Origin of the sequence: Bradyrhizobium tropiciagri (genome assembly GCF_001189845.1) — a bacterium.
GTDB classification, from domain to species: domain Bacteria; phylum Pseudomonadota; class Alphaproteobacteria; order Rhizobiales; family Xanthobacteraceae; genus Bradyrhizobium; species Bradyrhizobium tropiciagri.
In genome coordinates this window covers 48,953-74,970 of the sequence record NZ_LFLZ01000023.1, presented here as the reverse complement: position 1 = coordinate 74,970, position 26,018 = coordinate 48,953, and the positions used below count along the sequence as shown (strand labels likewise).

Genomic DNA, 26,018 nt, shown 5'->3' with positions numbered 1-26,018 from the left:
TCAACCCAAAGCGGCCGCCACGCTCGGATGCAGCGCCGGCCGATAGCCGGCGACAAACGCACGGACCGTCGACGGCGGCGTCAGCAGCATCGCGGGTGCGGTCACGTCGGCCCGCTCGTAGCCGGCGAACGACCAGCGCAGCGCCTTGCCTCCGGCAACGAGATAGCTTTCGCCATCCGCCTGCACCATCGTCCCGTCAGGCAACTCGTCAATCGGAATCGGCAGCGCATGCAGCCGTTTCTTGCCGCGATCGAGCCGCTCGGCATGCAGCACCGCATCCATCGCCTTTGCGCTGAGATCGCTCGTGCCGTTGCCTTCCTCCCAGGCGGCGCGAAACCGGTTGGCGTCGTCGCGACGGCAATAGAAGCAGGGCCGATGCCCGGCCGCGAACGCGGTGGCTTCGTCAAGGAAGAACAGCTCGGTCCAGCTCTGCCGGCGCATCACCTCGCGCCGCCGCCCCCTGAACTCGCAGACGCAGGTGAGCCACGCCGGCGACGACCAGCGCTTGTTGAGCAGCGTCCGCGTCGCGGGATCGTGGATGATGCCACGATTGCCGGTGAAGGTGCCGCGATGGTCGGTAGCGATGATGTCGCCGGCGGGAGTGACGCGGTTTTGCAGGGGCATGGCACAGCTCTATCCACGATCGTCATTGCGAGGAGCGCAAGCGACGAAGCAATCCATCGTACCGCATATGCGGAGGCATGGATTGCTTCGCTGCGCTCGCAATGACGGCTACCTCAAGCCGCTCCATCCCGGATCGGCGGCTGGAACGACAGCGCGGTGTCCCAGGGAAAGTAGATCCAGGTGTCCTGCGACACCTCGGTGATGTAGGTATCGACCAGCGGACGTCCCTTGGGCTTGGCGTAGACGGTGGCGAAATGCGCGTCGGGGAGCAACTCGCGCACCAGCTTGCCGGTCTTGCCGGTGTCGACGAGGTCGTCGACGATCAGGAGCCCCTTGCCGGTGCCGCCGCCGAGCTTGGCGGTCTGCTCCGAAATGCCCTTGAGCACCTTCAGGTCGCCCTGCTTGTCATGGTCGTAGCTCGCGACGCAGACCGTGTCGATGACCCGCAAGCCGAGCTCGCGCGCCACGATCGCCGCCGGCACCAGCCCGCCGCGGGTGATCGCGATCACCGCATGGAACGGACCGACCTCGTTGAGCCGCCAGGTCAGCGCCCGGCAGTCCCGATGGAATTGATCCCACGAGACCGGGAACGGCCTGCCGGCCCGATCCTGTGCACTCGGTTCAGAACTTCTCTCGACCATATCGCTTCAACCCACCGGCTTCTTCTGCGCGGCCTGCACCTGCTTTAGCATCTCCTTCACCGCGGCCATAGCCGCTGCGAGCTTCTCCGGATCGCGCGAGCGGACCACCAGATTGGTGTTCGGCTTCTGGTTCTCGTCCTGGAACGGATAGCTGCCGATGATGGTGTCGGGGTTGGCTTCCGCGATCGCCCGCAGCGGGCCGCCGATGTCGCCTTCCCGCGCGTCGGCGCGCACCGAGTCCGACAGCATCCGCACGCCGGATTTCAGGGTCGGCGCCACGATGTCCATCATCGCCTGCATGATGGTGGGGATGCCGGCCATCACGATGACGTTGCCGAGCTTGAAGCCCGGCGCCAGGATGGTCGCGCTCTGGATCAGCTCGGCGCCGTCGGGCACCCGGGCCATCCGCAGCCGCGCCTCGTTGAGGTCCTGCTCGCTCCAGCGCTCCCTGAACCGCGCCACCACGTCAGGGTGATGGTGGATATCGACCCCGAACGCCTTCGCCACGCTGTCGGCGGTGATGTCGTCATGGGTCGGCCCGATGCCGCCTGTCGTGAACACGTAGGTGTACCTATGCCGCAGCGCATCAAGGGCGGAAATGATGTCGGCCTCGTCGTCGGCGACGACACGGACCTCCTTCAGGTCGATGCCGATATTGGTCAGGTATTCGGCGATGAAGCCGATGTTCTTGTCCTTGGTCCGGCCGGACAGGATCTCGTCGCCGATCACCAATATCCCCGCCGTGACGATCTCGCTCATGGTCTCATTCCCTAACTTGATCCCCTGACATTGCCGATCCAATGCCTTGATGTCACGGGGTTTTGCCGCCGAATTAAGCAGACCTCAGCCGGTTTTTCGGGCAGGCCTTCCTGGCTATCCCTAGCAAATGGCACACGCCAATGCATATCGCGCTGGCCCGCCCCTTGCTACCATCCCATCAAGTCATGCACTGTGTCACATGGCTTGGGAGGGCAGTCGGGATATATGGCAGTCGCGTTCGATGAGATGAACGGCCTCGGCGAGGATCTTCGCCCGGCCTACCAGGAGCTCTCCCGCTGGCTCAAAGAGACGCCACCGGATGCGCTCGAATATCGACGCCAGGAAGCGGAGCTCTTGTTCCGCCGGATCGGCATCACCTTCGCGGTCTACGGCGATTCCGAAGCCCAGGAACGGCTGATCCCGTTCGACGTCATTCCGCGCATCATGTCCGCGACCGAGTGGACGCTGCTGGAGAAGGGCCTGAAGCAGCGCGTGCTCGCGCTCAACATGTTCCTCAAGGATATCTATCACGGCCGCGACATCCTGCGCGCCAACGTCATCCCCGAAGACCTGATCTTCCAGAACCCGGTATTCCGGCCGGAGATGAACGGCCAGGACGTGCCGCACGACATCTACGTCCACATCGCCGGCATCGACATCATCCGCACCGATCCGGACAATTTCATCGTGCTGGAGGACAATGCGCGCACGCCGTCCGGCGTGTCCTACATGCTGGAAAACCGCGAGATCATGATGCGGCTGTTTCCGGACCTGTTTTCGCGCCACCGCGTCGCGCCGGTCGAACGCTATCCGGACGAGCTGTTGTCGGCGCTGCGGTCGGTGGCACCGCACAACGCTTCCGCCGAGCCGACGGTCGCGCTGATGACGCCCGGCGTCTACAACTCGGCCTATTACGAGCATTCGTTCCTGGCCGACAAGCTCGGCATCGAGCTGGTCGAGGGGCGCGACCTCATCGTCAAGAACGACGAGGTGTTCATGCGCACCACCGAAGGGCTGAAGCGGGTCGACGTGATCTACCGCCGCGTCGACGATGACTTCCTCGATCCTCTCACCTTCCGGCCGGATTCCGCGCTCGGCGTCCCCGGCCTGATGTCGGCCTACGCGGCCGGCAACATCACGCTCGCCAACGCGGTCGGCACCGGCATCGCCGACGACAAGGCGATCTACTCCTACATGCCCGACATCGTGAAGTTCTACCTCAGCGAGGAGCCGATCCTGAAGAACGTGCAGACCTGGCGCTGCCGCGAACCACAGGATCTGTCCTACGTGCTCGACAACCTCGCCGACCTCGTCGTCAAGGAGGTGCACGGCTCAGGCGGCTACGGCATGTTGATCGGCCCCGCCGCCACCAAGGCGACGATCGAGGCGTTCCGCGACAAGCTCAAGCGCGAGCCGGAAGGCTTCATCGCCCAGCCGACATTGGCGCTGTCGACCTGCCCGACCTGCACCGACAAGGGCCTCGCGCCACGCCATGTCGACCTCCGCCCGTTCGTGCTGACCGGCTCCAGCAACACCACCATCGTGCCCGGCGGGTTGACCCGGGTGGCGCTGAAGGAAGGCTCGCTCGTGGTCAATTCGAGCCAGGGCGGCGGCACCAAGGACACCTGGATACTGAGCGAGTAGTTGAAAGCATGCTGTCGCGCACCGCTGAAAACCTGTTCTGGCTGGCCCGCTATGTCGAACGCGCCGAGTACCTAGCGCGCACGATCGACGCTACGCTCCGCGTCACCGCGCTGCCCGCGGCCTATATCGGCAAGACCAATGAGTGGGATTCCGCGCTGCTCACCGCCGGCGTCGGCGCCGCCTTCTACGACCACTACGAAGAAGCCAACGAGCGAAACGTCGTCGAGTACCTCTCCTTCTCGGACGCAAACCCCGCCTCGATCAAGAACTGCATCGAAGCGGCCCGGCTCAATTCGCGCTCGGTGCGAACAGCGCTGACCTCGGAGATGTGGGACACCATCAATTCGGCGTGGATCGAGCTGCAGGCGGTCTGGAACAAGGGTCCCGCCAACCGCGAGGAACTGGCGAAATTCCTGCGCTTCGTGCAGGAGACCTCGCTGCGCTTCGACGGTTCGGCCTACCGGACCATGCTGCGCAACGACGCCTACTGGTTCTCGCGGCTCGGCGTCCACCTCGAGCGCGCCGACAACACCGCCCGCATTCTCGACGTGAAGTATCACATGCTGCTGCCCGAGGAAGAGCACGTCGGCGGCCCGCTGGATTACTACCAGTGGACTTCGATCCTGCGCTCGGTGTCGGCGACAACCGCCTATCACTGGGTCTACCGGGAAACCCTGAAGCCCTGGCTGATCGCCGACCTTCTGATCCTCAACGACACGCTGCCGCGCTCGCTTGCCAGCTGCTACAGCAATCTGGTGCGCAATCTGGACCAGATCGGCGTCGCCTATGGCCGCCAGGGCGCCTCCCAGCGCCACGCCCGCGGCATCAGGAACCGGCTCGAGCACAGCCATATGGACGATATCTTCCAGCATGGCGTGCACGAATTCATCCAGGAATTCATCGCGGATAACTCAAGGCTGGGTGAGATCATTACCAAGCAGTATCTGATCTAGAGGAAAAGACGTGAAATCGGCGCCGTCGGCGGGCACTGTCTTTACCTCTCCCGAAGGGAGAGGTCGGATCGCGTTTTGCGATCCGGGTGAGGGAGTTCGGTCTATCGAGGGACCTTGACCCCTCACCCGAATTGCTTCGCAATTCGACCTCTCCCGATGGGAGAGGTAAAATCCCGTTGCCGCCAGCTCTGATCTGACCTACTGGAACGCACATGCGCCTGCGGATAGCCCACACCACCACCTATCGCTACGAGCCGGCGGCCTCGGGCGTGATCCAGATTCTGCGGATGACGCCGGGCAGCCATGACGGCCAGTATGTCGCCGATTGGCAGATCGACGTCTCGACCGATTCCCGGCTCGATACCCATGAAGACGCGTTCGGCAACGTCACCCATGTGCTGACGCATGGTTCGATCAGCGACCTCACCATCCACTGCGAGGGCCTGGTCGAGACCCAGGACACCGGCGGGGTGCTGAAGGGCAGCGACGAGCGATTTCCGCCGAGCCTGTTCCTGCGCGCCACGCCGCTGACCGACCTCAACCCGGCGATGACGAGTTTCGTGCGCGAGCTGCGCGCGGAGGCCGGCAGCGACGTGCTCGGCTTCCTGCACGCGCTGATGGTGCAGATCTACGAGCATATGACCTTCGACGAGGACCCGACCAACAGCGCCACCTCGGCCTCCGAGGCGTTCGCGCTGAAGCGCGGGGTCTGCCAGGACTACGCGCACATCCTGATCGCCTGCGCGCGCGCCGGCGGCGTTCCGGCGCGGTTCGTCTCCGGTCACTTCCTGCGCTCCGACGGCATGGTCAACCAGCAGGCCGGTCACGCCTGGGCCGAGGCGTTCGTGCCCGACCTCGGCTGGATCGGCTTCGACGCCGCTAACGGCATCTGCACCACCGACGCCCATGCCCGCGTTGCGATCGGCCTCGACTATCTCGGCGCCGCCCCGGTTCGCGGCACCCGCTATGGCGGCGGCAACGAGACGCTGACGGTCGCGGTCAAGGTCGACCAGGCCGGACGGCCCGGGCAATGGCAGAGCCAGACGCAGTCGTAGGCCGCACTCTCTCGGCGCCCGTCATTGCGAGCGCAGCGAAGCAATCCATCTGGCCGCGTGCCGAGGCATGGATTGCTTCGTCGCTTCGCTCCTCGCAATGACGGCCAAGGTGCTATGATCGCTGTCACCTCACATCCGAACCATCGGGACACACCATGGCCACCGTAAAGCTGCTTTCCGACGACGAACTCTCGGCCGAGGCGCGTGCCGTCTTCGACGACATCCGCAAGGTGCGGAAATCGGACTTCATCAACAATTTCTGGCGCGCGCTCGCGCATGATCCGAAGACGCTGCGGCGGACCTGGGAGAGCATCAAGGAGGTGATGGCGCCGGGTGCGCTCGATCCGAAGGTCAAGGAAATGCTCTACGTCGCGGTCTCCGCGGCGCATGGCTGCAGCTACTGCATTCACTCCCACACCGCGGCCGCCCGCGCCAAGGGCATGACTGACGCCGAGTATCAGGAAATGCTGGCGATCGTCGGCATGGCGGCCGAGACCAACCGGCTGGTTACCGCGCTCGGCGTGCCGGTGGACGAGGCATTCCTGGTCGATGCACCGGCAGGACAAAGGCAGGAGTCGTGAGGCTGTTCCGAACGAGCGACGTCACGAAACGCGCTCGACGTCGGATTTGAGGACAACCAGGAAACGGGCCGCTTCGCCGCCCGTCACCACCCGATGGTCGAAGGTCAGCGATAGCGGCAGCGTGCGCCGGACCGCAACCTCTCCCCGAAGCGCGACCACGCGCTCCGATATCCGCCCGGCACCGACGATCGCCGTCTGCGGCGGCACGATGATGAGATTGGCAAACCGGCCTCCGATCATGCCGAAATTCGACAACGTGATCGTCGCACCGCGCAGCTCTTCCGGGGGTATCGCACGTGCGATTGCGTCGGCTCGCAGACGGTCCAGTCCAGCCCGCAGATCCGATACGCTCCGCTCCGCGACGTTGCGCAGCACGGGAACGATCAGGCCGCCGCCGGTGTCGACGGCGATGCCGAGATCGATGCGCCCGATCAAGCGCCGTTCTCCCGCGCCGGAATGATACCAGGCATTGAGCGCGGGCTCTGCCTTGCAGGCGGCGGCAATCGCCCGTGCCAGGCGGATTGTCACATCCTCGCCCCGCCGCCACTCGTGGATATCGGCTTCATCGGTGACCGTTGCCGGGACGATTTCCGCGTGCGCTGCCGTCATGCGTTGGGCCATCGCGCGGCGCAAGCCGCGCAGCGGCTCGGCGGGTCCGCCGTGAGACATCCGCTTCGCCGCCCGCTCGACATCGGCCCGCGTGATGGTGCCGCCGGGCCCCGTCGCCTCGACGAGATCGAGCGCGACGTCAAGCTTGCGCGCCAGCGCCCGCACTGCCGGAAACACGTGAGCTCCCTGCGCGCTCGGCGCCGAAGCCGGTGCTGCCGCCGGCCGCTGCTCGCCGGTGCCGAGCTCGCCCACGATCGTGCCGGTGTCCTGCCCGGCGTCCTCGGCAAACTCCACGAGCGGCGCGCCGACCTTCACGATATCGCCCTTGGTACCGAACAGGCGCGCGATGCGTCCGCTCGACGGCGCCGGTATCTCGACCACCGCCTTGTCGGTCTCGACCGAAACGAGCGGCTGATCGGTCACGACGTGATCGCCCTCGTTGACGTACCAGGTGACGATCTCCGCTTCTTCAAGACCTTCACCAAGGTCCGGCAACGTGAACTGGCGCATGGCACGAGGTCCGTTGGTGTTCAGTTGTACTGGCATGCCTTTCGGGCTGCGGTCACGATGCGTCCGACCGACGGCATGTAGCGTTGCTCGAGGCGGGCCATCGGAACGACCGTGTCGTAACCGGTGACGCGGGTCACGGGTGCGAGCAGCGAGGATAGTCCGCGCTCCGCAATGAGGGCTGCGATCTCCGCACCAAATCCGCCGGTGTGCGCGGCCTCGTGCACGATGACGCAGCGCCCGGTCTTTGCGACCGAACCGAGCACGGTGTTTTCATCGTAGGGCTTGAGCGTGGCGAGGTCGATAACCTCGGCAGCGATGCCCTCGTCGGCGAGCGCGTCCGCTGCGGCCATCGTTTCCTTCAGCATCGCGCCCCAGCTGATCAGCGTGACGTCGCGACCTTCCCTCAGGATAAAGGCGAGATCCAGCGGCAAGGCTTCGCCGTTGTCATCCACCTCGCCTTTCGCCGCGCGGTACAACCGCGTCGGCTCCAGGAACACCACCGGATCTGGATCACGGATCGCGGCGAGGAGAAGTCCATAGGCGCGCTCCGGCGACGAAGGCATGACGACACGCAAGCCCGGAATATGGGCGAGCATCGCCTCAGTGCTTTCGGAATGGTGCTCGGGCGCGCGAATGCCGGCACCATGCGGCGTCCGCAGGACCATCGGACAAGTGAGCCGTCCCTGGGTACGGTTGCGCATCCGTGATGCGTGATTCACCAGCTGATCGAGACAGGGATAAATGAAGCCCATGAACTGGATTTCGCCGACGGGCTTCAATCCCTGCGCGGCCATGCCGACGCAGAGTCCGCTGATCAGGAGTTCGGCAAGCGGTGTATCGAGGACGCGCTCCGGACCGAAGCGCTCCTGCAAGCCGACGGTCGCGCGGAAGACGCCGCCATTGACGCCGACATCCTCGCCGAGCACGACCACATCAGGATCATCCGCCATGGCGCGGCCGAGAGCCAGATTGATGGCTTCGACCAACGTGACTTCAGGCATCGTCCTCTCCCGCGAGTTCGCGGCGCTGCTCGGCATACGCCTCGGGCAGCTCAGCATAAAGGTTGTCGAATATGGTTTCCGCTCGGCGCGGCGGCGTCTTTAGATAGCACTCCACCGCCGCCTCGATGCGCTGATGGCACTCGGCGGCAAGCTGCTCCTCGTCCGCTTTGGTCCACATCTTCCGGCCGACGAGATAGGATCTGAGCCGTGCGACCGGCTCTTCCTTCCAGTGCGCCTGCACTGCATCGGCCGAACGATAGCGCGATGCATCATCGGAAGTTGTGTGATCGCCGAGCCGGTAGGTCACCGCTTCGATGAAGTGAGGGCCCTTGCCATCGCGCGCAGCGGCAATGGCCTCCTCGGCGGCGGCACACATCGCCGCCACGTCACTTCCGTCCACCTGTTCGCCGCTGAACCCTGCGGCGATGGCTTTCTGCGCCAGCGTCTCGGCCCCCGTCTGCAGCCGCAGCGGCACCGATATGGCCCATTGATTGTTGGTGGCGACGAACACGAGCGGCAATTTGTGAACGCCGGCGAAATTCATGGCCTCGTAAACGTCGCCTTTCGAGGTCGCGCCATCGCCGAACAAGCAGACGGCCACGCGCGGCTCCTTGCGCAGCTTCAGGGCATAGGCAACACCGGCGGCGTGCGGTGCCTGTGATCCGACGGGAACGCAGAACGGGAAATCGTGGCGCGGACCGGAGAAGTGATTGCCTCGTTCATCGCCGCCCCAGAACAGCAGGATCTCCTCCGGCTTGACGCCACGCCAGAGCAACGCGCCATTGTCGCGATAAGAGGGCAGCAGAACGTCATCTTCCCGCATCGCACTCGCGATGCCGACCGACACCGCCTCCTGGCCGAGCGAAACGGCATAGGTTCCAAGTCGACCGGTGCGCTGCAACGCAACAGCCTTTCGGTCAAACAGGCGCAAGAGCACCATCGACCGGTAAAGTTCAACGAGCAGTCGGGCATCTGTAGCGAAGGCGGGAAGCGGCCGGTCTATCGAGCCGTCGGGCGCGAGATAATTGCGGCGGCGCACCTCAAAGTGCGCAATGACGGGGAGCTCTTCGTTTGCTCTTTTGCTGCCCACGCGCTCACTCCTGGAGCGGTTCTGCCTCCCACCTTCAAATATTTGGTGTTCGGGCCGCAACGATGCAATACCGCGGCAACTTTCTCTCTTGGCTTCTCTCTCGGCGCGCGCGTCGACGCCCGAGGGATCGCCGGGCCTCGCCGCCGCGCTCCCGATCACAACGCGGGGAGCCCTCTTTCTCGAACAAGCGACGTGGCGTAATCTACATCGAGCTGCCCTTTGAGACGGGACGGGCCGACGTCGCCGTTTGAAGCAACGGGCGGCGGTCAGGCCGTCGGCAGGCATCTCAGTCTGATAGCAGCGCCTGCCTTATGTGGCGCTCCCTCAACTTCAACGTGAAGCAAGTTGGCCTGCCGCACACGCGGCAGACAAGGGAATGCATAACCCTTGGAGGACGACATGGCGACATTCATATTGAGGATCGACTGGACCGACCAGGGAATTCGTAATGTCAAGGAAGCTCCCAAGCGCAGCAGAGCGGCGCGAGAGCTCGCCCAGAAGCTCGGTGTCGAAATCAAGGAGGTCTATCTCACCTCCGGCGAGCATGACATTCTTCTCCTCGCCGAAGCGCCCCTCGGCGACAATATTACAAAACTCGCGCTTGCTCTCAGCTCGATGGGCAACATTCGGACCTGCACCTCGCGGGCGTGGCCCGAGTCCGAGTGGACCAAGCTGATATCCGAACTCCCATAGCGGCTTCGGATATCGCAACGCGTCCCTGCGCGACCCGCTCTTGGTCGCGTGAATGAAGGAAGACGCGAAGCGCACGAGGACGACGGCGTATGCCGTCGCCAGCGGGCGATATGCGTTACTTATCCAGCCAGACATCCTCGAAGCGCAGATTGTTGTACTGGCTGTTGTCGTGCGGATGAAAGTTCTTCACGTAAGGCTGCCAGCAATTGCCGGCCGATGAGTGCAGGATGACCGGCCGCGCGGCGTCGTCGACCAGCAGATGCTCGATATCGAACACGATTCTGCGGCGCTTGTCCTTGTCGACCTCGCGCGACTGCGCGGCGAGCAGTCTGTCGACCTCGGCGTTGCAATACTGGGTGTAGTTGCGCTCGGAGTTGCAGGAATAATTCTCGACCAGATTGCCGTCGGGATCATCGACGCTGACGCCGGTGACATTGAGGCCGATCGTGTAGTCCTTGCGCTGCAGCCGCGAGTACCAGCGCGGCGTATCCAGAATATCGAGCTCGGCGACGATGTAGATCTTCTTGAGCTGGTCGGCGAGGATCACGGCCGGGTCGCGATAGGTCGGCAAGTTGCGGGTCTGGATCTTGATCGACAGCGGCTTGGCATCGCTGTAGCCGAGCTTCTGCATGATCGCCTGCGCCTCCGCGAGGTTCTTCTCGGTACCGGCGCCGTAGCCCATCAGCGTCGAGAGGATCTCCGGCGGCATGCCCCACTCGCCTTCCGGCTTGGCCTGCATCGCGCCGCCGAGCCGGCCGGTGCCTTCGAACAGGATGCTGTTGAAGGCCTTGCGATCCAGCGCCAGCGACATCGCCTTGCGGATCTCCGGATTGTCGAACGGCGGATTGACGCGGTTGACCAAAAGATTGATCTGCAGATTGGTCGACGTCATCTCGCAGATCGCGTTCGGCGCCCGCGCCTTGACGTCCTTCATCAGGGGAATGCTGACGTCGGATGGAAAGGTGATGTCATAGTCGCCGGTCGCGAATGCCAGCATCCGGGTGGCGCGGCTGTCGATCGAGCGCACCGTGATCTCGTCGAGATACGGCCGGTCCTTCTTGAAGTAGTCGGGGTTGCGGACGAGACGGATTGAATCGCCGCGCCGGAACTCGACGAACTTGAACGGCCCGGTGCCAACAGGCTTGGTGCGCATCACCTGCTGCGGCACGTGGCAGGGATAGACCACCGAGAAGGCGCTGGCGAGCAATGCCAGCAGTCCGGGCTGCGGCTCGGTCAGTTCGAAGGTCGCCTCATCGTCGCCGCTGACGCTGACGTCTTTCAGCTTCGAGTACCACACCTTGCGCGGATTGCGCTTGAAGTCCTGTGTTTTGGAGTCCTGCGTCTCGCTCTTGCCGATCAGCATCCGCCAGGTGCATTGCACGTCCTTGGCGGTGAACGGCTGGCCGTCGTGCCATTTCACACCGTGATGCAGCTTGAAAGTGAGCTTCGTGTTGGTCTCGTCCCACGACCAGCTCTCGGCAAGATCGGGGATCACGGTATCGATGCTTTCGTGCGCCTTGGCCGGATCGAACACCACGAGGTTGTTGAAGACCGCCGCGAACGGCATCACCGAGGCGATCGTGGATTCCTCGAGCAGCGAGGTCGAAGGCGGATTGTCGTTGTGATAGAGCCGCAGCGTGCCGCCCTTTTTCTGCGCCGATGCCGGGCTCGCTGCCATCGCCGCGATGCCCAAAATCACAACGCGTGCGGCCAGTTTGAACGACATTCTCGCCTCCCGGAATTCTTGTTGTTGTCGGTTGCGGGCAGTCGATCACAAGGCCGGGTGCCTCGCAATGACAGGGGGCGCGGATCATTGCCGGATGCGCGCAACGCAGAGCGGGACCGGAGCCCACAAGTCCGGACAGCTTGATGGCGGGAACAGATGCCGACGGGCGATCTCCGCGATCGGGCTCCCTTTTTGACCGGCTGCCGCATGTCCCGTCACGGGGAATTAGGGTTGGATGCGACCTCGAAATTGGCTACACGTTTGGCGCCGAGAAACTCGGACCGTTGGGGACTGGAAATGACCTATTGCTGCGGAATTCTGGTGCGCGACGGCCTCGTCATGATTGCCGATACCCGCACCAATGCCGGCCTCGACAACGTCTCGACCTTCCGCAAGCTGCACATCTTCGAAAAACCCGGCGAGCGCATCATGGCGATCGCCAGCGCCGGGAATCTCGCGATCAGCCAGTCGGTGCTGTCGACCCTGACCGAGGGTATGGAAGACCCGCACACCGGCGAGCTCGAGACGCTGATGAACGCGCCGACCATGTTCCAGGCGGCGCAGCGGATCGGCCGCGCCATCCGCTCGGTGCACGCCACCGAGGGCGAAGCGCTGCGTTCGGAGGATATCTCGTTCGACGTCTCGTTCCTGTTCGGCGGCCAGATCAAGGGCTCGCGGATGCGCCTGTTCATGGTCTACACCGCCGGCAATTTCATCGAGTGCACCACCGACACGCCCTATCTGCAGATCGGCGAGCACAAATACGGCAAGCCGGTGCTCGACCGCGCCATGCATTACGACGTCGAGCTCTACGAGGCGCTGAAGACCGGGCTGATCTCGATGGATTCGACGATGCGCTCCAACCTCGGCGTCGGCCTGCCGATCGACGTCCTGGTGGTGCGCGCCGACGTCTGCGAGGCCGACCTCAATCATCGCATCGAGGCCGGCGAGCCCTACTTCCACGACCTGCGCTCGCGCTGGTCGGCGGCGCTGCGCGCGGCACACCAGAACATTCCACGCCCACCCTACAAGAACGAAACCGAAGCAAAAACCAAGTAAGAGGAAACTGAGAGATGACCGAGGCAACCAGCAAGATCGCGCTCGTGACCGGCGCCGCACCGGCGTTGGACGCGCCGCATCGCTCGCATTGATGGACAAGGGCTACACCGTGGTGCTCGCCGGGCGCCGCCTGGAGATGCTGGAAGAGACCGCCAAGCTCGGTCCCGCCGGCAAGAGCCTGTGCATCACCGCCGACATGGCCAATCCGGCTGCGATCGCCGCGCTGTTCGACAAGGTGAAGGCGACCTATGGCCGGCTCGACGTGCTGTTCAACAATGCCGGCATGGGCGCGCCGCCGGTGAACTTCGAGGATCTGCCGCTCGAGCAGTGGCAGGCCGTCGTCAACACCAACCTCACCGCGCCGTTCCTGTGCACCCAGCACGCCTTCCGCATCATGAAGGACCAGACGCCGCGCGGCGGCCGCATCATCAACAACGGCTCGATCTCGGCGCACGCGCCGCGGCCGTTCTCGGCGGCCTACACCTCGACCAAGCACGCCATCACCGGCCTCACCAAGGCCTCCAACCTCGACGGCCGCATGTATGACATCGCGGTCGGCCAGGTCGATATCGGCAACGCCGCGACCCCGATGACCGACCGCATGGTCAACGGCCCCGGCGTGCTGCAGCCCGACGGCACCACCAAGCACGAGCCGCGCATGGATGCGAAGGCGGTCGGCGACGCCGTCGCCTACATGGCCGGCCTGCCGCTCGACGCCAACGTGCTGTTCATGACGGTCATGGCGACCAAGATGCCGTTCGTGGGGCGGGGCTGATCTTCCCCTTCTCCCCGCGTGCGGGGAGAAGGTCGGGATGAGGGGGGCTCTCCACAAGAACGGTGAGAGACGAACTCGCGGAGAGCCCCCCTCACCCGCCCGCTTCGCGTCGACCTCTCCCCGCAAGCGGGGCGAGGTGAAGAGAGCCTGCCCTACTCCAGCTTCTCCACATCCCGCAGCGTCGGGAACAGCTTCATCCAGAGCAGCGCGACGGCAACCGTGGCGACGCCGCCGAGCACGGCTGACGGCACGGTGCCGAGCAGTGCCGCGGTGACGCCGCTTTCGAACTGGCCGAGCTGGTTCGACGCGTTGATGAACAGGAAATTCACCGCGCCGACGCGGCCGCGCATCTCGTCGGGGGTGGCGAGCTGCACCAGCGAGAAGCGGATCACGACGCTGATCGTGTCGGCGGCGCCGAGCGCCGCGAGCGCCAGCGCCGACAGCCACATCCAGTGCGACAACGCGAACACCACCGTCGCGACGCCGAACACGATCACCGCCTGGAACATGCGCAGGCCGACGCGGCGATTGATGGTGTGCCGCGCCAGCACCATCGTCATCAGCAGTGCGCCCACCGCGGGCGCGGCACGCAGGATGCCGAGGCCGAGCGGGCCGGTTTGCAGGATGTCGCGCGCATAGATCGGCAGCAGCGCGGTGACACCGCCGAACAGCACCGCGAACAGATCGAGCGAGATGGTGCCGAGGATCGCCGGATTGCTGCGCACGAAAGTGACGCCGGCGAACAAATCGTCCGACACTTCGCCGTTCTTCGCCGCCGCCTGCTGCAAGCGGCCAATGCCACTGGTGAGCAGCGCGCCGAACAGCCAGAACACCATCATGATGCCGTAAGGCGCGCTCGGCATCAGCGCGTAGGCAAAGCCGCCGAGCGCGGGCCCGGTGATGGTCGCGACCTGCGCTGCGCCGCTCGAGATCGCGGTGGCCCGCTGCAGCGAACCTTGCGGGGCGATCAGTGGCAACAGCGCCGCGGTCGCCGGGCTCTCGAACGCGCCGGCGATGCCGAGCACGAAGGTCGCGACGAAGATCTGGATCTCGGAGATGGTGCCGGCAAATGTGCTTCCGGCGAGAAACAATGCGGTCAGCGCTTCCGCGACCTGGCAGGCCTGCACCACGCGCTTGCGCTCGAAGCGGTCGGCGGCGTGACCGGCGACGAACACCAACAGCGCGGTCGGGAGGAACTGGACCAGGCCGACCATGCCGAGGTCGAACGCGCTGCCGGTCAGGTCATAGATCTGCCAGCCGATCGCCACCGCGCCGATCTGGCTGGAGAAGCGCGACAGGCTGCGCGACGACAGAAAGAACAGGAATGGTCTGCGGCCGAGCAGTTCGCGGGCGCCGGCCGGCGTGGCGGAGGACATGGATGATTGCGTGGCCGAGCGCCTGCAACTTGTCAATGGATTCGAGATGAACGCGCAACAGCATTGCGCTGCGCGGGGCCCCCACCCATAATCGCGTGAGGGTTCTTGGGGGCGTGATGCTGCAGTTGCAATCGGCGTTCGGCGTGGTGGCGTTGCTCGTGATCGCCTGGGCGCTGAGCGAGAATCGCCGAAAAGTGTCGCTGCGGCAGGCGGCGATCGGGCTCGCGGTCACCGTCGTCACCGCGCTGGTGCTGATCAAGGTGCCGCTGGTGACGCAGGCCTTCGGCGCGATCAACGATGCCGTCGGCACCATCGCCGCCGCAACGCGCGCCGGCACCGCCTTCGTGTTCGGCTATGTCGGCGGCGGCCCGGCACCGTTCGATCCCAAGGCGCCGGGCTCGGATTTCATCCTCGCCTTCCAGGCGCTGCCGATCGTGCTGGTCATGAGCGTGCTGACGACGCTGCTGTTCTATTGGCGCGTGTTGCCGCCGGTGGTGCGCGGCATGGCCTGGATCCTGGAGCGCACGCTCGGCGTCGGCGGCGCGGTCGGGCTCTCGACCGCCGCCAATATCTTCCTCGGCATGGTCGAGGCCCCGCTGTTCATCCGCCCCTATCTCGCGCAACTGACGCGCAGCGAATTGTTTCTGGTGATGACCGGCGGCATGGCCGGGATCGCCGGCACCGTGCTGGTGCTCTATGCCACGCTGCTCGCACCGCTGATCCCGGACGCGCCCGCGCATTTCGTCATCGCCTCGGTTCTCGGCGCGCCGGCGGCGATCCTGGTCAGCCTGATCATGATCCCGGAGACAACGGACAAACGCACCGGCGGGTCGCTCGACGATCCCGATATCCATGTGTCGTCGACGATGGATGCGATCGTGAAGGGCACCGCCGCGGGGCTCGAGCTCTTGATGAACATCATCGCGATGCTGCTGGTGCTGGTCGCACTGGTGTATCTGGCGAACGCGATCATCGGCCTGCTGCCGGAGATCAGCGGCGCGAAGATCTCGCTGCAACGCCTGCTCGGCTACGTCATGGCGCCGGTGTGCTGGCTGATGGGCCTGCCGTGGCCGCAGGCGATCACGGCGGGCAGCCTGATGGGCACCAAGACCGTGCTGAACGAGCTGATCGCCTATGTCGATCTGTCGAAGCTCGGCCCCGACGCGCTCGATCCGCGCTCGCGGCTGATCATGCTCTACGCGATGTGCGGCTTTGCCAACTTCGCAAGCCTCGGCATCATGATCGGCGGCCTCGGCATCATGGCGCCCGAGCGGCGCGACGAGATCAACGCGCTCGGGCTGAAATCGGTCGTCTCGGGCACGCTGACGACGTGCCTGATGGGCGCGATCGTGGGGGCGATGACGTGAGGCCGGGCCGCATTTTCAACAGCGACGACAGGCATGCCCCGACCCAGAGTCTGATGAGATTAGGTTGAGCTGGAACGGCGTCGAAAGTTCACCTCTCCCTTGGGAGAGGTCGATTTGCGCAGCAAATCGGGGTTACGGCCCATCGAGAGAGCAAGAGCCCTCACCCGGATTGCTTCGCAATCCGACCTCTCCCCGCCGGGGAGAGGTGAACCAAGACCGCGCCAAGCCGATTCAACCCAAACTCATCCCGCCTAACGCTGGTGTGATCCGCCCCACCCGCCTCCTTGATGAAGGCGAGCAGCAGCGTGCCGAGCCGATCCGGCTGCTCCTGTTGGATCCAGTGACCGGCGCCGTCGATCAGCTCGATGCCACGCATCCTCGTCGCCGCCTTCGTCCTCATCAGATCGAGCGCGCCCGGCGCCGCATAGGTGCCCCAATCGCTTGCCCCGCCGATGAAGAGCGACGGGACATCGATCGTCTTGCCCGAAAACAGGCGCAACTCAGCGTTCAGGCCAGGATCGGAAAAGACGCGATAAGCCATGAGGGCGCCTTGAAACCCAGTGCGGCCGTACTCCTCCGTATACACGCCAAGCTCCGGCTCGGTGAGCCATTTGCAGGCCGAGACTTCGGCGGCGGAAGGTTGGAATGGAGCGACGGTCTGGGACATCGTCTTGCCGAGATCCATCACGTAATAGGTGGGCATTTGTGCAAGCTCTGTTGCGGTTGGCGCCTTCAACGGATGCGGCTTGTTTCCCGGCCAGTCCGCGCTCTTGACGTGGAAGAATGCGCGAAGAAACGCGTGTAGACCTTGAGGGGGGTGCCACATGTCGTCGTTCGCCTGCCGTGTGCTCAGGTATTGTTGATAATGCTGCCTCGGCGGATCGAGCGCTGCCAGCGCGGCCGCTAAACCTTGATTTCCAGTGTTCGGTTGAACCGACGATGGCTCGCTTTGCGCGGTGTTGAACGGAAACGCCGGCGGACCGGGAAACGGTGCGCTCATCAACACCACCGAGGGAAACACGTCAGGTCGGGCGAGCGCACAATAGGCCGCCACCGGCGAGCCGAAGTCGTGCCCGACGAGCATTGCCGTGCGCCGATATCCCAACGCCGAAACCAATCCGAGGGCGTCGCGCGTCATGTTCAAGAGGCTGAAGGACTCGAGCGGCGCGTCATAGCCGTTCACCCAACCGGTGGTGCGGCCAAAACCCCGCTGGTCGGGCGCCACGACATGGTACCCGGCGTCAGCCAGAATTGGGATCAGGTGTCGCCAGCCGTAAGCCAGGTCCGGGAAGCCGTGCAGCAGCAGCGCGAGCGGCCTGCCGGAACTTTCGTAACCGGCCTCGAGAACATGGACATCGAGGCCGTTGACCCCAGGGATCATGCGCGAGCGGACCCCTTTGGGCAGCGTGCCCGCGCCATACGTTGATGCGCTCAAGTCAGCTCCTCCTATGGGGTTTGCGCATGCCGGTCGAAGTGACGCCGCAACCAGGCCCGCCGCCCCCATCGCCAGGACGGCTCGTCGGGACGTTTCCTGACTTGGGATTTGGTCGGAGGGCATCGCCGGGCTCTCCTACTATGGTGATCACATAGTATGGCGATCGCCATAGCGGCGTCAAGCGAAACGTATTATCTTCGCGGCATGCCACGTAAGACTGACGCCCGCGCTCGCGCGATTGCCACGGCCGAACGATTGTTTCGCATCCAGGGCTACACTGCGACTGGACTGACCCAGATCATTGCAGAAAGCGGTGCGCCCAAGGGATCGTTCTACTTTCACTTTCCACGCGGCAAGGCACAGCTCGCAGAAGAAGCGATCGACCATTACGTCGCGGCGAGAATTGCTGTTTTGCGGAGCATCTCGGCGAATACGGCGGGTGATGCCCTTAATTTCGTTCAGCAGATTTTCCGCGCATTCGCGGCCGAAATGGTGGCCTCTGACTTCCAGTATGGATGTCTCATGCAAAATCTGGCGAACGAGCTACCCGCGCTCGATGCCGAGCTGACCAAACGGGTGGCGCGCGGATTTGTCGACTCGACCGAGATTGTTGCCGAGCATTTCAGGGGGTGCGGTTTCACTCCCGCGCGTGCATCCTCCACCGCAGCCGCATTGGTCGCCGCCCTCGAAGGCGCGCGAACCATCGCCCGCCTGGAACGCACGCCGGCGGTATTCGAGGCGCTGGCGGAAGTCAGTGTCCAGAGGTGGGCTGCCGCCGAGCGGTGATCCGGGTCCCGACGTGTGCCCGTGTCATTCCGGGGCGTCCGAAGGACGAGCCCGGAATCCATCGGACCGCAGCCTCAGTGGAGAAATGATTCCGGGCTCGCGCTGCGCGCGCCCCGGAATGACGAACGAGGGACTACGCCTTCAACTCCACCGTCTTGAACTCGGCCGGCAGGATCACTTCCAGCAGTTCGACGTCGTCGGAGTAGTCCAGGATCATGTGCCGGATGCGCGGCGGCTGGGTCCAGGCGCTGCCTTGCTTCATCAGCGTCTCGCCCTCGCCTTCCATGTAGGTCTTCACCCAGCCCTTGAGCACATAGACCATCTGGAAATCGACGTCGTGGAAGTGCAGCTTCGACACTTCATCAGGATTGCACGGTCCCTGCAGCCGGATCACATGCGCCTGGGCGAGGCCATGCGAGGCGGCTGCGATGCCGAGGTCGCGATACTTGGCGTAGGCGCGTAAGCCATCGGCCTTGAAGTCCTCTTCGCGGTGATGGCTGATGGCGACGCGCTGCTTCGGCCGTGCCTTGGTCGTTGCTGTTTTGGGCGCGCTTTTCTTCGCCGCCGAGACGCGGCCCTTGGACTTGATGGTCTTGCGCGCAGAGGATTTCTTGGCACCGGCGCCGAGCCCAGTCCATTTCTTCTTCACCGCGGTCTTGGCTGCGGATCTTGATGCCGTCTTCTTGGCCATTGTTCGCCTCCCGTCTTTTTCTGGCAGAGGGAGGCTAACACAAGTCGCGCCGCGCGAGGTGGGCAAAGGCGCATCGCCGCGCCTTGCCTCCTTGCCGTGCGCCCTCAGCGGATCAATGCAGCCGGAACACGCCGTCGACGGCGCGCAGTTCGGCCGGCTTGACCAGCTTGGAATGCGCCACCGTCACCGAGAACAGCGGGCCCTCGAGCTTCCGCTGCCAGAAAGAGAGGAAATCCTGCAGCGCCGGAAATTTCGGAAACAGGTCGTAGTTCTGCCAGACATAGGTCTGAAGCAACGAGGGATGATCCGGCATCCGATAGAGGATTTGCGCCGTCGTCAGCCCATACCCCAACAACTGCTTCCGGAAATCGTCGGAAACAACCCCACCAACTCGCGAGACCATGCCAACCTCCTGTGACGGAGCGCATTCACACGGTGGCCGACCTTCCCCGCCGGACCACCGGCAATGGATGCGCTCACATGAGAGAAATGTGACGCACGCGACTAACTCATCTCAAGCCCAAATGTTTAATAGGTTGTTGAAATTTCTTGCGTTAGCAGCAACTTACCGCAACTGCTAATAGCCCCCCCCCCCTCGGGCCGGCATTAAGGATGCCGAAATGATCCTGGCAGCGACCGTCTGCGAGTGCCAATTTTTCTGCTAGAGGCTCTTGCCCGCCGCGAAGGCTTGGCCTATCTCCTGCGCAGCCGGTCTGGCACTCGCTGGGCTGGACTGCTAACACTCCAAAAATCTACAGCATCCGCAAATATTTAGGAGGACTGCATGAAATTCCGTCCGCTTCACGACCGCGTCGTGGTCAAGCGCATCGACGCCGAAGAGAAGACCGCTGGCGGCATCATCATTCCGGACAGTGCCAAGGAAAAGCCCTCGCAGGGCGAAGTCGTCGCCGTCGGCCCCGGTGGCCGCGACGAGACCGGCAAGCTGACCCCCATCGACGTCAAGGTCGGCGACCGCGTCCTGTTCGGCAAGTGGTCGGGCACCGAGGTCAAGATCGACGGCGAAGACCTGCTGATCATGAAGGAAAGCGACATCATGGGCGTGCTCGACGTCCCCGCTTCCAAGAAGAAGGCGGCCTAAGCGCCTCCCTCCCTCCCAGATCAAATCTCGCAAGGAAAAACTCAGATGGCAGCTAAAGAAGTCAAATTCTCCGTCGAGGCGCGCGACAAGATGCTTCGCGGTGTCGACATTCTCGCCAACGCGGTGAAGGTCACCCTCGGTCCGAAGGGCCGCAACGTGGTGCTCGAGAAGTCGTTCGGCGCTCCCCGCATCACCAAGGACGGCGTCACCGTCGCCAAGGAGATCGAGCTCGAGGACAAGTTCGAGAACATGGGCGCCCAGATGGTGCGCGAAGTCGCCTCCAAGTCCGCTGACGCGGCCGGCGACGGCACCACCACGGCGACCGTGCTCGCCCAGGCGATCGTGAAGGAAGGCGCCAAGTCGGTCGCCGCCGGCATGAACCCGATGGACCTGAAGCGCGGTATCGATCTCGCGGTCGAAGCCGTTGTTGCGGACCTCCAGAAGAACTCGAAGAAGGTCACCTCGAACGAGGAGATCGCCCAGGTCGGCACCATTTCGGCCAACGGCGATGCCGAGATCGGCAAGTTCCTCGCCGACGCCATGAAGAAGGTCGGCAACGAGGGCGTGATCACGGTCGAGGAAGCAAGTCGCTCGAGACCGAGCTCGACGTCGTCGAGGGCATGCAGTTCGACCGCGGCTACATCTCGCCGTACTTCGTCACCAACGCCGACAAGATGCGCGTTGAGATGGACGACGCCTACATCCTCATCAACGAGAAGAAGCTCTCCTCGCTGAACGAGCTGCTGCCGCTGCTCGAGGCCGTGGTGCAGACCGGCAAGCCGCTGGTCATCGTCGCTGAAGACGTCGAAGGCGAAGCGCTGGCCACCCTCGTCGTCAACCGCCTGCGTGGCGGCCTGAAGGTCGCGGCCGTCAAGGCTCCGGGCTTCGGCGATCGCCGCAAGGCCATGCTGCAGGACATCGCGATCCTGACCGGCGGCCAGGCCATCTCGGAAGACCTCGGCATCAAGCTCGAGAACGTCACGCTGCAGATGCTCGGTCGCGCCAAGAAGGTGATGATCGACAAGGAAAACACCACGATCGTCAACGGCGCCGGCAAGAAGGCCGACATCGACGCTCGCGTTGCCCAGATCAAGGCGCAGATCGAGGAAACCACCTCGGACTACGACCGTGAGAAGCTGCAGGAGCGTCTCGCCAAGCTCGCAGGCGGCGTCGCGGTGATCCGCGTCGGCGGCGCGACCGAGGTCGAGGTGAAGGAGCGCAAGGATCGCGTTGATGACGCGATGCACGCGACCCGTGCGGCTGTCGAGGAAGGCATCGTCCCGGGCGGCGGCGTCGCCCTGCTCCGTGCCTCCGAGCAGCTCAAGGGCCTGCGCACCAAGAACGACGACCAGAAGACCGGCGTCGAGATCGTGCGCAAGGCGCTGTCGGCTCCGGCTCGCCAGATCGCGATCAACGCCGGTGAAGACGGCTCGGTCATCGTCGGCAAGATCCTGGAGAACAAGACCTACAATCACGGTTTTGACTCCCAGACCGGCGACTACGCCGACCTCGTCAAGAAGGGCATCATCGACCCGACCAAGGTCGTGCGCACCGCGATCCAGAACGCTGCCTCGGTTGCCGCGCTGCTGATCACCACGGAAGCGATGGTTGCCGAGCTGCCGAAGAAGAACGCCGGCGGCCCCGCGATGCCTCCGGGCGGCGGCATGGGCGGCATGGACTTCTGATCCAGCCACTCAAGGCAAGACACGAAATGCAAAACCCCGGCAGCGATGCCGGGGTTTTTGTTCATCGCCACGGACGTCCGTCAGGATGCATGGGAGTGGCGGCCCGGCCAATCCGCACGGCCGAGCAGTTCGTCGGTCTCCCCGATCTCGGCGAGATCCTGCCCGGCATCGAAGCCTGCGCGCACCGGCGCAAGCACCCCCGGCACCGCATCCACCCGGCCATTGCCGACGTATAGGCGTGCAAGTCCCAGTGCGCTGCGCAGTTCGAACGTCTTCGTCTGTTGCCTTCGAGCAATTTCGAGTGCGCGGTGGAAGGCATCCTCGGCGCCGGAAATGTCAGGGGTGTCGCGACGCGCCCGCAGCTCACCCAACACGCGGTGGAGCTCGGCATCCAGCCAGTGCTGCCCGGATTGCGCCGTCGCGTCGATCAGCTCGCTGATGATGTCGAGTCCCGCCTCGACAAGGCCGGCCTCTGCGTTCGCCACCGCAATTTGCAATCCCCAGAACGGATCACAGAGGTAGCAGTCGTTCTCGTGAAGCAGTGTCCAGCCGCGCTGCATGTCCGCGAGACCTGCCGCCCGGTCGCCGGCGCGCCATTTCGCCAAACCATTGAGATAGGTGCCGGCGGCGACATACAGCGGCATCGTGTGATCCTGCGCCAGTCCCAGGGCGAGGATCGTCTCGGTCTGCCGCAACCGGCTGCCGCACAGCCCGTCGAAAACCGCCTTGTGAACCAGCGCATTGGCACGCGCGAGCGCGCGCTGTTCGCCGGAGACGCTCACTGCTGCGCCCGCGAGCTGCCGGGCCCGATCGATCTCGCCACGCGGCCAAAGCACGAGAGCCAGAAACCTCATGATGACGAACGGCAGATCGAGCGTCGACGCCTTGAACGTTGCCGGATCCCGCTCGGTCCCATAGGCAGCGAACGCCTGCTCGAGATGGATGCCCGCGTTCAGATAGTCGCCCGCGAACCAGCAGGTCACCCCGCTGGTCCAGCGCGCGACGATCGTCGCCACCGGCGATTCCCGATGCCGTTCCGCCGCTCCCATGATCGCCTCCGCCAACTCCCGCATCGGCGCGAGCTCGCCGTGGGTCAAGCAGGCGTTGAAGAGGCCCGACTGGATCGGCGCCAGTTCGATCGGATCGTCGATATCAGAGGCGAACCGCCGGGCGCGCGTCCAGGCGGCCACCGTCTCGGGGGCACTGTGTCCAAGACTGCCCCGCAACGCGCGGCCGTAGGCGATCTGCAGATGGAGCCGGCCGATCATCCGACCCGGCTCGTCGGGAAATTCATCGGCGATGGCGACCGCCTTGCGAGATGCGCGATCGCCTCGCAATAGGCCGAGCGCTTCAGCGCCTGCTGACCGGCCTTGCGCCACCACGCCAGCGCTGTCTCGCCGAGCCCTGCCTCGGTGAAATGATAAGCAACGACTTCCGGCTCGATCTCGGCGATCTCGGCAAACTTGGCGCGCAGCACGTCGCCGATCTGCTTGTGGAGCAGTTGCCGGCGGCTCTTGAGCAAGCTCTCATAAGCCGCTTCCTGGACCAGCGCGTGCTTGAAGCTGTAGCTTGCATCCGGCGGCGTGCCTCGGCGCAACAGCAACTCGGCTTCTTCGAGCTGGGCGAGCGCCGCGGCAAGCGTCAGATCGTCGCGCCCGGCCACGCTGCGCAGCAGCGCATAGGAGAACTCACGGCCGATCGCTGCGCCGATCTGCGCCACCTCCTTGACCGGCGCCAGGCGGTCGAGCCGAGCCATCAGCGAATCCTGCAGCGTCGCCGGGATCGCGAGCGGCGGCAGCGGATTGTCGAGGCGATAGCGTCCGGCATTCTCGACGAGCAGCCCCGACTCCATGACCATCTTGGTCAGTTCCTCGACGAACAACGGGACACCATCCGTCCGCTCGATGATCTGTGTCATCATCTCGCCGGGCAGCAACCGGCCGACGGTCACCTGCTCGATCAGGGCGCGCGTGTCCTGCCGGTCGAGCCGATCGAGCCGCAGCAGGCTGACATTGCCGAGCCCCGCCCACGGCGGTTCGAACTCGGGCCTGAACGTCATGAGCATGAGGATCGGCAGCCCCCTGATCCGGTCAACCGCGAGGTCGAGCAATTCGAGCGACGTGGCATCGGCCCAATGCATGTCTTCGCAGACGACAAGCACCGGCTGCTGCCGGGCGAGGCCCTCGAGTTGGTCGAGCAGCGCTGCGAATGTCTGCCGCCGCTGCTGCGCCGGGCTCAGGCCGAGCGGCAGATAGCGGTCACCGGTCGGGATCGACAGCAGCGCCGCGATCAACGGCGTCACGGCGGCGACCTGCTGCGTCCCGAGCGCCAGCATGGCTTCGAGCTTGTCCAGCTTCCGCTCCGGCGCATCTTCCGAGCGGATGCCGGCGGCACGCTCGAGCTGAGCGACGAAGGGATGCAGCGCGCTGTTGGTGTGATAGGGCGAGCATTGATACCGCACACGGCGATACGTCTCGGGCGCCAAGCTGTCGGAGAGCATCGCCACGATGCGGGATTTGCCGATACCCGCTTCGCCCGATATCAGCACCGCCTGGCCCTGGCCCTGCCACGCCAGTTGCTGGCGCGACAGCGCAAATTCGATCTCCGCCTTGCGGCCGACGAAGCCGATCAAACGCGCGGTGCGCACCGCCTCGAAACGGCTTTCCGATGCCGGCTCGCCTTCGACAGCCCACACCGCGATCGGCTCGGAGATGCCCTTGACCTCGCGGCGACCGAGGTTGCGGAGCGTGAACAGATTGCCGAGCAGCCGGCGCGTCGAGGCGGCCACGACGACGACACCCGGCTCCGCCAGGCTCTGCAACCGCGCCGCGATGTTCGGCGCATCGCCGACCAGCGCCTGCTCCTCCGACACGGCGCCGGAGACGAGGTCGCCGACCACGACGAGCCCGCTCGCGATCGCGATCCGCACCGCAACCCCCTCGTCCGCGCGGATCTCGAGCTTGCCGATTGCGGCGATGACATCGAGGCCGGCCCGCACTGCGCGCTCCGCGTCATCCTCGTGGGCCCGGGGATAACCAAAATAAGCGAGAATCCCATCGCCGATAAATCTGGCAACAACGCCATCGTATGTCGCGATCACCCGCACACAGGCCGCACGATAGGCGCGGATGACTTCCCACATGTCCTCGGGATCGAGACGCGCCGACAAGGCCGTCGAGCCGACCAGGTCGCAGAACATCACGGTGAGATGGCGGCGCTCGGCATCGTGCGGTGAAACCGACGCGGCGATCAGTTCGGCTTGATTGAGATCGGCGATCGCGCGCAGCATCTTGCGGCGATGGCCGAGCAAGACGCCGAGCCTGTCGAAGTCTTCATCGGTCAATTCGGGAAGAACACCGACGTCGATGCCGTTCTCGGCAAAACGCAGCGCGTATTGCCCAAGCCCCAGCTTCTCGAGCCATTCCGCAATCTGCTGCATTGGCTTCACCGACGGGTTGACGGCTGGCCGAATGGACCACGGCGGACCAAGGTTATCCCAACATGTCCCGCCCGGCACTCCTTGTTTGCAGCAATTCGGCTGCGGCCGGCCCGATGGACCATGCGAATTGTGCCAAAGGCGGTGTCCGGCTACGGCATCCACTACCACGTGTTGTGCGCCCGATGAATTGCGCCATCAATTCGCGGCGCCCGAGCGTCGAGCGATGATGTGCGACTGCACATCCATCGCTTGCCCTTCCGCAACACGACCTGCGCAACCTCACAGCGAAGCGGAAATGTTCTGCTGCTCACGATATCCACGTCATGCACAGGCCCCGTAAACATACGTTGGTGTGAGTTGACATTTCAAAAAAAATTCTTCCCAAGAGTCGTAAACCGAACCGACAATCGCGCTTGCATT

Annotated in this window: 22 protein-coding genes and 2 pseudogenes; 11 read left to right on the top strand and 13 right to left on the bottom strand. The window is 64.4% G+C overall.

Annotated elements, in window-relative coordinates:
- The 3 genes from AKN84_RS19685 to AKN84_RS19675 form a co-directional block, all read right to left on the bottom strand.
- Positions 1 to 624: a hypothetical protein gene (locus tag AKN84_RS19685; RefSeq protein WP_050422309.1), complete on the bottom strand. Its 624-nt coding sequence runs from the start codon at positions 622 to 624 to the stop codon at positions 1 to 3.
- 113 nt (positions 625 to 737) lie between these two features.
- Positions 738 to 1,265 (bottom strand): xanthine phosphoribosyltransferase, encoded by a 528-nt coding sequence (gene gpt, locus AKN84_RS19680; protein ID WP_050422308.1) that lies wholly within the window; start codon positions 1,263 to 1,265, stop codon positions 738 to 740.
- Between the two features lie 6 nt (positions 1,266 to 1,271).
- On the bottom strand, positions 1,272 to 2,024 hold the full coding sequence (locus tag AKN84_RS19675; RefSeq protein WP_050422307.1) for a competence/damage-inducible protein A: 753 nt from the start codon (positions 2,022 to 2,024) through the stop codon (positions 1,272 to 1,274).
- 225 nt (positions 2,025 to 2,249) lie between these two features.
- On the opposite strand from AKN84_RS19675, the gene AKN84_RS19670 reads away from it, so the two are divergent.
- The 4 genes from AKN84_RS19670 to AKN84_RS19655 all read left to right on the top strand — a co-directional run bounded on the left by AKN84_RS19670 (position 2,250) and on the right by AKN84_RS19655 (position 6,257).
- Positions 2,250 to 3,668: a circularly permuted type 2 ATP-grasp protein gene (locus AKN84_RS19670; RefSeq protein WP_050422306.1), complete on the top strand. Its 1,419-nt coding sequence runs from the start codon at positions 2,250 to 2,252 to the stop codon at positions 3,666 to 3,668.
- Between the two features lie 8 nt (positions 3,669 to 3,676).
- Entirely contained in the window at positions 3,677 to 4,621 is a 945-nt protein-coding gene (locus AKN84_RS19665) for an alpha-E domain-containing protein (RefSeq protein ID WP_050422305.1), read from the top strand.
- A gap of 212 nt (positions 4,622 to 4,833) precedes the next feature.
- Positions 4,834 to 5,676, top strand: a complete 843-nt coding sequence (locus tag AKN84_RS19660; protein WP_050422304.1) for a transglutaminase family protein — start codon at positions 4,834 to 4,836, stop codon at positions 5,674 to 5,676.
- 155 nt (positions 5,677 to 5,831) lie between these two features.
- The gene (locus AKN84_RS19655; protein WP_050422303.1) at positions 5,832 to 6,257 is read left to right on the top strand and encodes a carboxymuconolactone decarboxylase family protein; all 426 of its coding nucleotides are present in this window, start codon (positions 5,832 to 5,834) and stop codon (positions 6,255 to 6,257) included.
- Positions 6,258 to 6,278: 21 nt separating this feature from the next.
- Here the strand turns inward: AKN84_RS19655 and AKN84_RS19650 are convergent, their stop codons facing one another.
- The 3 genes from AKN84_RS19650 to pdhA are packed head-to-tail and all read right to left on the bottom strand — an operon-like array spanning position 6,279 to position 9,467.
- A complete protein-coding gene (locus AKN84_RS19650; protein ID WP_050422302.1) occupies positions 6,279 to 7,376 on the bottom strand; it encodes a dihydrolipoamide acetyltransferase family protein in 1,098 nt (365 codons plus the stop codon).
- Positions 7,377 to 7,396: 20 nt separating this feature from the next.
- A complete protein-coding gene (locus tag AKN84_RS19645; protein ID WP_050422301.1) occupies positions 7,397 to 8,377 on the bottom strand; it encodes an alpha-ketoacid dehydrogenase subunit beta in 981 nt (326 codons plus the stop codon).
- Positions 8,370 to 9,467: a pyruvate dehydrogenase (acetyl-transferring) E1 component subunit alpha gene (gene pdhA / locus AKN84_RS19640; protein ID WP_244485297.1), complete on the bottom strand. Its 1,098-nt coding sequence runs from the start codon at positions 9,465 to 9,467 to the stop codon at positions 8,370 to 8,372. The genes AKN84_RS19645 and pdhA overlap by 8 nt, the downstream gene beginning before the upstream one ends.
- Before the next feature lie 399 nt (positions 9,468 to 9,866).
- Between pdhA and AKN84_RS19635 the strand changes: the two genes are divergently transcribed.
- Positions 9,867 to 10,160 (top strand): GYD domain-containing protein, encoded by a 294-nt coding sequence (locus AKN84_RS19635; protein ID WP_244485295.1) that lies wholly within the window; start codon positions 9,867 to 9,869, stop codon positions 10,158 to 10,160.
- 115 nt (positions 10,161 to 10,275) lie between these two features.
- Here the strand turns inward: AKN84_RS19635 and AKN84_RS19630 are convergent, their stop codons facing one another.
- Entirely contained in the window at positions 10,276 to 11,886 is a 1,611-nt protein-coding gene (locus tag AKN84_RS19630; protein ID WP_050422299.1) for an ABC transporter substrate-binding protein, read from the bottom strand.
- Between the two features lie 297 nt (positions 11,887 to 12,183).
- Here AKN84_RS19630 and AKN84_RS19625 point away from each other — a divergent pair, with 297 nt between their 5' ends.
- Both AKN84_RS19625 and AKN84_RS19620 read left to right on the top strand, forming a co-directional pair.
- Entirely contained in the window at positions 12,184 to 12,945 is a 762-nt protein-coding gene (locus tag AKN84_RS19625; protein ID WP_050422298.1) for a proteasome-type protease, read from the top strand.
- Positions 12,946 to 12,959: 14 nt separating this feature from the next.
- Positions 12,960 to 13,720: pseudogene (locus tag AKN84_RS19620) on the top strand (SDR family oxidoreductase).
- A gap of 152 nt (positions 13,721 to 13,872) precedes the next feature.
- Here AKN84_RS19620 and AKN84_RS19615 read toward each other — a convergent pair.
- Positions 13,873 to 15,096 carry an MFS transporter gene (locus AKN84_RS19615; protein ID WP_050422297.1) on the bottom strand — a complete coding sequence of 408 codons (1,224 nt, stop codon included), beginning with the start codon at positions 15,094 to 15,096 and terminating at the stop codon, positions 13,873 to 13,875.
- Between the two features lie 116 nt (positions 15,097 to 15,212).
- Here AKN84_RS19615 and AKN84_RS19610 point away from each other — a divergent pair, with 116 nt between their 5' ends.
- Positions 15,213 to 16,463 carry a NupC/NupG family nucleoside CNT transporter gene (locus AKN84_RS19610; protein ID WP_050422296.1) on the top strand — a complete coding sequence of 417 codons (1,251 nt, stop codon included), beginning with the start codon at positions 15,213 to 15,215 and terminating at the stop codon, positions 16,461 to 16,463.
- Positions 16,464 to 16,623: 160 nt separating this feature from the next.
- Here the strand turns inward: AKN84_RS19610 and AKN84_RS19605 are convergent, their stop codons facing one another.
- Positions 16,624 to 17,898 carry an alpha/beta fold hydrolase gene (locus AKN84_RS19605; RefSeq protein ID WP_244485293.1) on the bottom strand — a complete coding sequence of 425 codons (1,275 nt, stop codon included), beginning with the start codon at positions 17,896 to 17,898 and terminating at the stop codon, positions 16,624 to 16,626.
- 204 nt (positions 17,899 to 18,102) lie between these two features.
- On the opposite strand from AKN84_RS19605, the gene AKN84_RS19600 reads away from it, so the two are divergent.
- On the top strand, positions 18,103 to 18,684 hold the full coding sequence (locus AKN84_RS19600) for a TetR/AcrR family transcriptional regulator (protein ID WP_202814701.1): 582 nt from the start codon (positions 18,103 to 18,105) through the stop codon (positions 18,682 to 18,684).
- Positions 18,685 to 18,817: 133 nt separating this feature from the next.
- On the opposite strand, the gene AKN84_RS19595 is transcribed toward AKN84_RS19600, so the two are convergent.
- Together AKN84_RS19595 and AKN84_RS19590 are read right to left on the bottom strand one after the other, a co-directional pair.
- Positions 18,818 to 19,375: a cupin domain-containing protein gene (locus AKN84_RS19595; protein WP_050422294.1), complete on the bottom strand. Its 558-nt coding sequence runs from the start codon at positions 19,373 to 19,375 to the stop codon at positions 18,818 to 18,820.
- A 112-nt stretch (positions 19,376 to 19,487) separates the two neighbouring features.
- On the bottom strand, positions 19,488 to 19,778 hold the full coding sequence (locus tag AKN84_RS19590; RefSeq protein WP_050422293.1) for an usg protein: 291 nt from the start codon (positions 19,776 to 19,778) through the stop codon (positions 19,488 to 19,490).
- Positions 19,779 to 20,159: 381 nt separating this feature from the next.
- Here AKN84_RS19590 and groES point away from each other — a divergent pair, with 381 nt between their 5' ends.
- Positions 20,160 to 20,474, top strand: coding sequence for a co-chaperone GroES (gene groES / locus AKN84_RS19585; protein ID WP_050422292.1), 315 nt, complete (start codon positions 20,160 to 20,162; stop codon positions 20,472 to 20,474).
- Positions 20,475 to 20,519: 45 nt separating this feature from the next.
- Positions 20,520 to 22,159 (top strand): annotated as a pseudogene (groL, locus tag AKN84_RS19580) (chaperonin GroEL).
- 80 nt (positions 22,160 to 22,239) lie between these two features.
- On the opposite strand, the gene AKN84_RS49140 reads toward groL, so the two are convergent.
- Together AKN84_RS49140 and AKN84_RS49135 are read right to left on the bottom strand one after the other, a co-directional pair.
- Positions 22,240 to 23,427 carry a hypothetical protein gene (locus tag AKN84_RS49140; protein ID WP_244485291.1) on the bottom strand — a complete coding sequence of 396 codons (1,188 nt, stop codon included), beginning with the start codon at positions 23,425 to 23,427 and terminating at the stop codon, positions 22,240 to 22,242.
- Positions 23,424 to 25,598, bottom strand: coding sequence for an adenylate/guanylate cyclase domain-containing protein (locus tag AKN84_RS49135; protein WP_244485289.1), 2,175 nt, complete (start codon positions 25,596 to 25,598; stop codon positions 23,424 to 23,426). Before AKN84_RS49135 ends, AKN84_RS49140 begins: the two co-directional genes overlap by 4 nt.
- Positions 25,599 to 26,018: the final 420 nt, after the last annotated feature.

What these genes read in the sequence shown, in the direction of transcription:
- AKN84_RS19630 (WP_050422299.1), bottom strand. Translation starts at nt 11,886, where the DNA reads ATGTCGTTCAAACTGGCCGCACGCGTTGTGATTTTGGGCATCGCGGCG.
- AKN84_RS19650 (WP_050422302.1), bottom strand. Translation starts at nt 7,376, where the DNA reads ATGCGCCAGTTCACGTTGCCGGACCTTGGTGAAGGTCTTGAAGAAGCG.
- AKN84_RS19645 (WP_050422301.1), bottom strand. Translation starts at nt 8,377, where the DNA reads ATGCCTGAAGTCACGTTGGTCGAAGCCATCAATCTGGCTCTCGGCCGC.
- AKN84_RS19595 (WP_050422294.1), bottom strand. Translation starts at nt 19,375, where the DNA reads ATGGCCAAGAAGACGGCATCAAGATCCGCAGCCAAGACCGCGGTGAAG.
- AKN84_RS19655 (WP_050422303.1), top strand. Translation starts at nt 5,832, where the DNA reads ATGGCCACCGTAAAGCTGCTTTCCGACGACGAACTCTCGGCCGAGGCG.
- AKN84_RS19590 (WP_050422293.1), bottom strand. Translation starts at nt 19,778, where the DNA reads ATGGTCTCGCGAGTTGGTGGGGTTGTTTCCGACGATTTCCGGAAGCAG.
- AKN84_RS19660 (WP_050422304.1), top strand. Translation starts at nt 4,834, where the DNA reads ATGCGCCTGCGGATAGCCCACACCACCACCTATCGCTACGAGCCGGCG.
- AKN84_RS19685 (WP_050422309.1), bottom strand. Translation starts at nt 624, where the DNA reads ATGCCCCTGCAAAACCGCGTCACTCCCGCCGGCGACATCATCGCTACC.
- AKN84_RS19670 (WP_050422306.1), top strand. Translation starts at nt 2,250, where the DNA reads ATGGCAGTCGCGTTCGATGAGATGAACGGCCTCGGCGAGGATCTTCGC.
- AKN84_RS49135 (WP_244485289.1), bottom strand. Translation starts at nt 25,598, where the DNA reads ATGCAGCAGATTGCGGAATGGCTCGAGAAGCTGGGGCTTGGGCAATAC.
- gpt (WP_050422308.1), bottom strand. Translation starts at nt 1,265, where the DNA reads ATGGTCGAGAGAAGTTCTGAACCGAGTGCACAGGATCGGGCCGGCAGG.
- AKN84_RS19600 (WP_202814701.1), top strand. Translation starts at nt 18,103, where the DNA reads ATGCCACGTAAGACTGACGCCCGCGCTCGCGCGATTGCCACGGCCGAA.
- AKN84_RS19615 (WP_050422297.1), bottom strand. Translation starts at nt 15,096, where the DNA reads ATGTCCTCCGCCACGCCGGCCGGCGCCCGCGAACTGCTCGGCCGCAGA.
- groES (WP_050422292.1), top strand. Translation starts at nt 20,160, where the DNA reads ATGAAATTCCGTCCGCTTCACGACCGCGTCGTGGTCAAGCGCATCGAC.
- AKN84_RS49140 (WP_244485291.1), bottom strand. Translation starts at nt 23,427, where the DNA reads ATGATCGGCCGGCTCCATCTGCAGATCGCCTACGGCCGCGCGTTGCGG.
- AKN84_RS19635 (WP_244485295.1), top strand. Translation starts at nt 9,867, where the DNA reads ATGGCGACATTCATATTGAGGATCGACTGGACCGACCAGGGAATTCGT.
- AKN84_RS19675 (WP_050422307.1), bottom strand. Translation starts at nt 2,024, where the DNA reads ATGAGCGAGATCGTCACGGCGGGGATATTGGTGATCGGCGACGAGATC.
- AKN84_RS19625 (WP_050422298.1), top strand. Translation starts at nt 12,184, where the DNA reads ATGACCTATTGCTGCGGAATTCTGGTGCGCGACGGCCTCGTCATGATT.
- AKN84_RS19610 (WP_050422296.1), top strand. Translation starts at nt 15,213, where the DNA reads ATGCTGCAGTTGCAATCGGCGTTCGGCGTGGTGGCGTTGCTCGTGATC.
- AKN84_RS19665 (WP_050422305.1), top strand. Translation starts at nt 3,677, where the DNA reads ATGCTGTCGCGCACCGCTGAAAACCTGTTCTGGCTGGCCCGCTATGTC.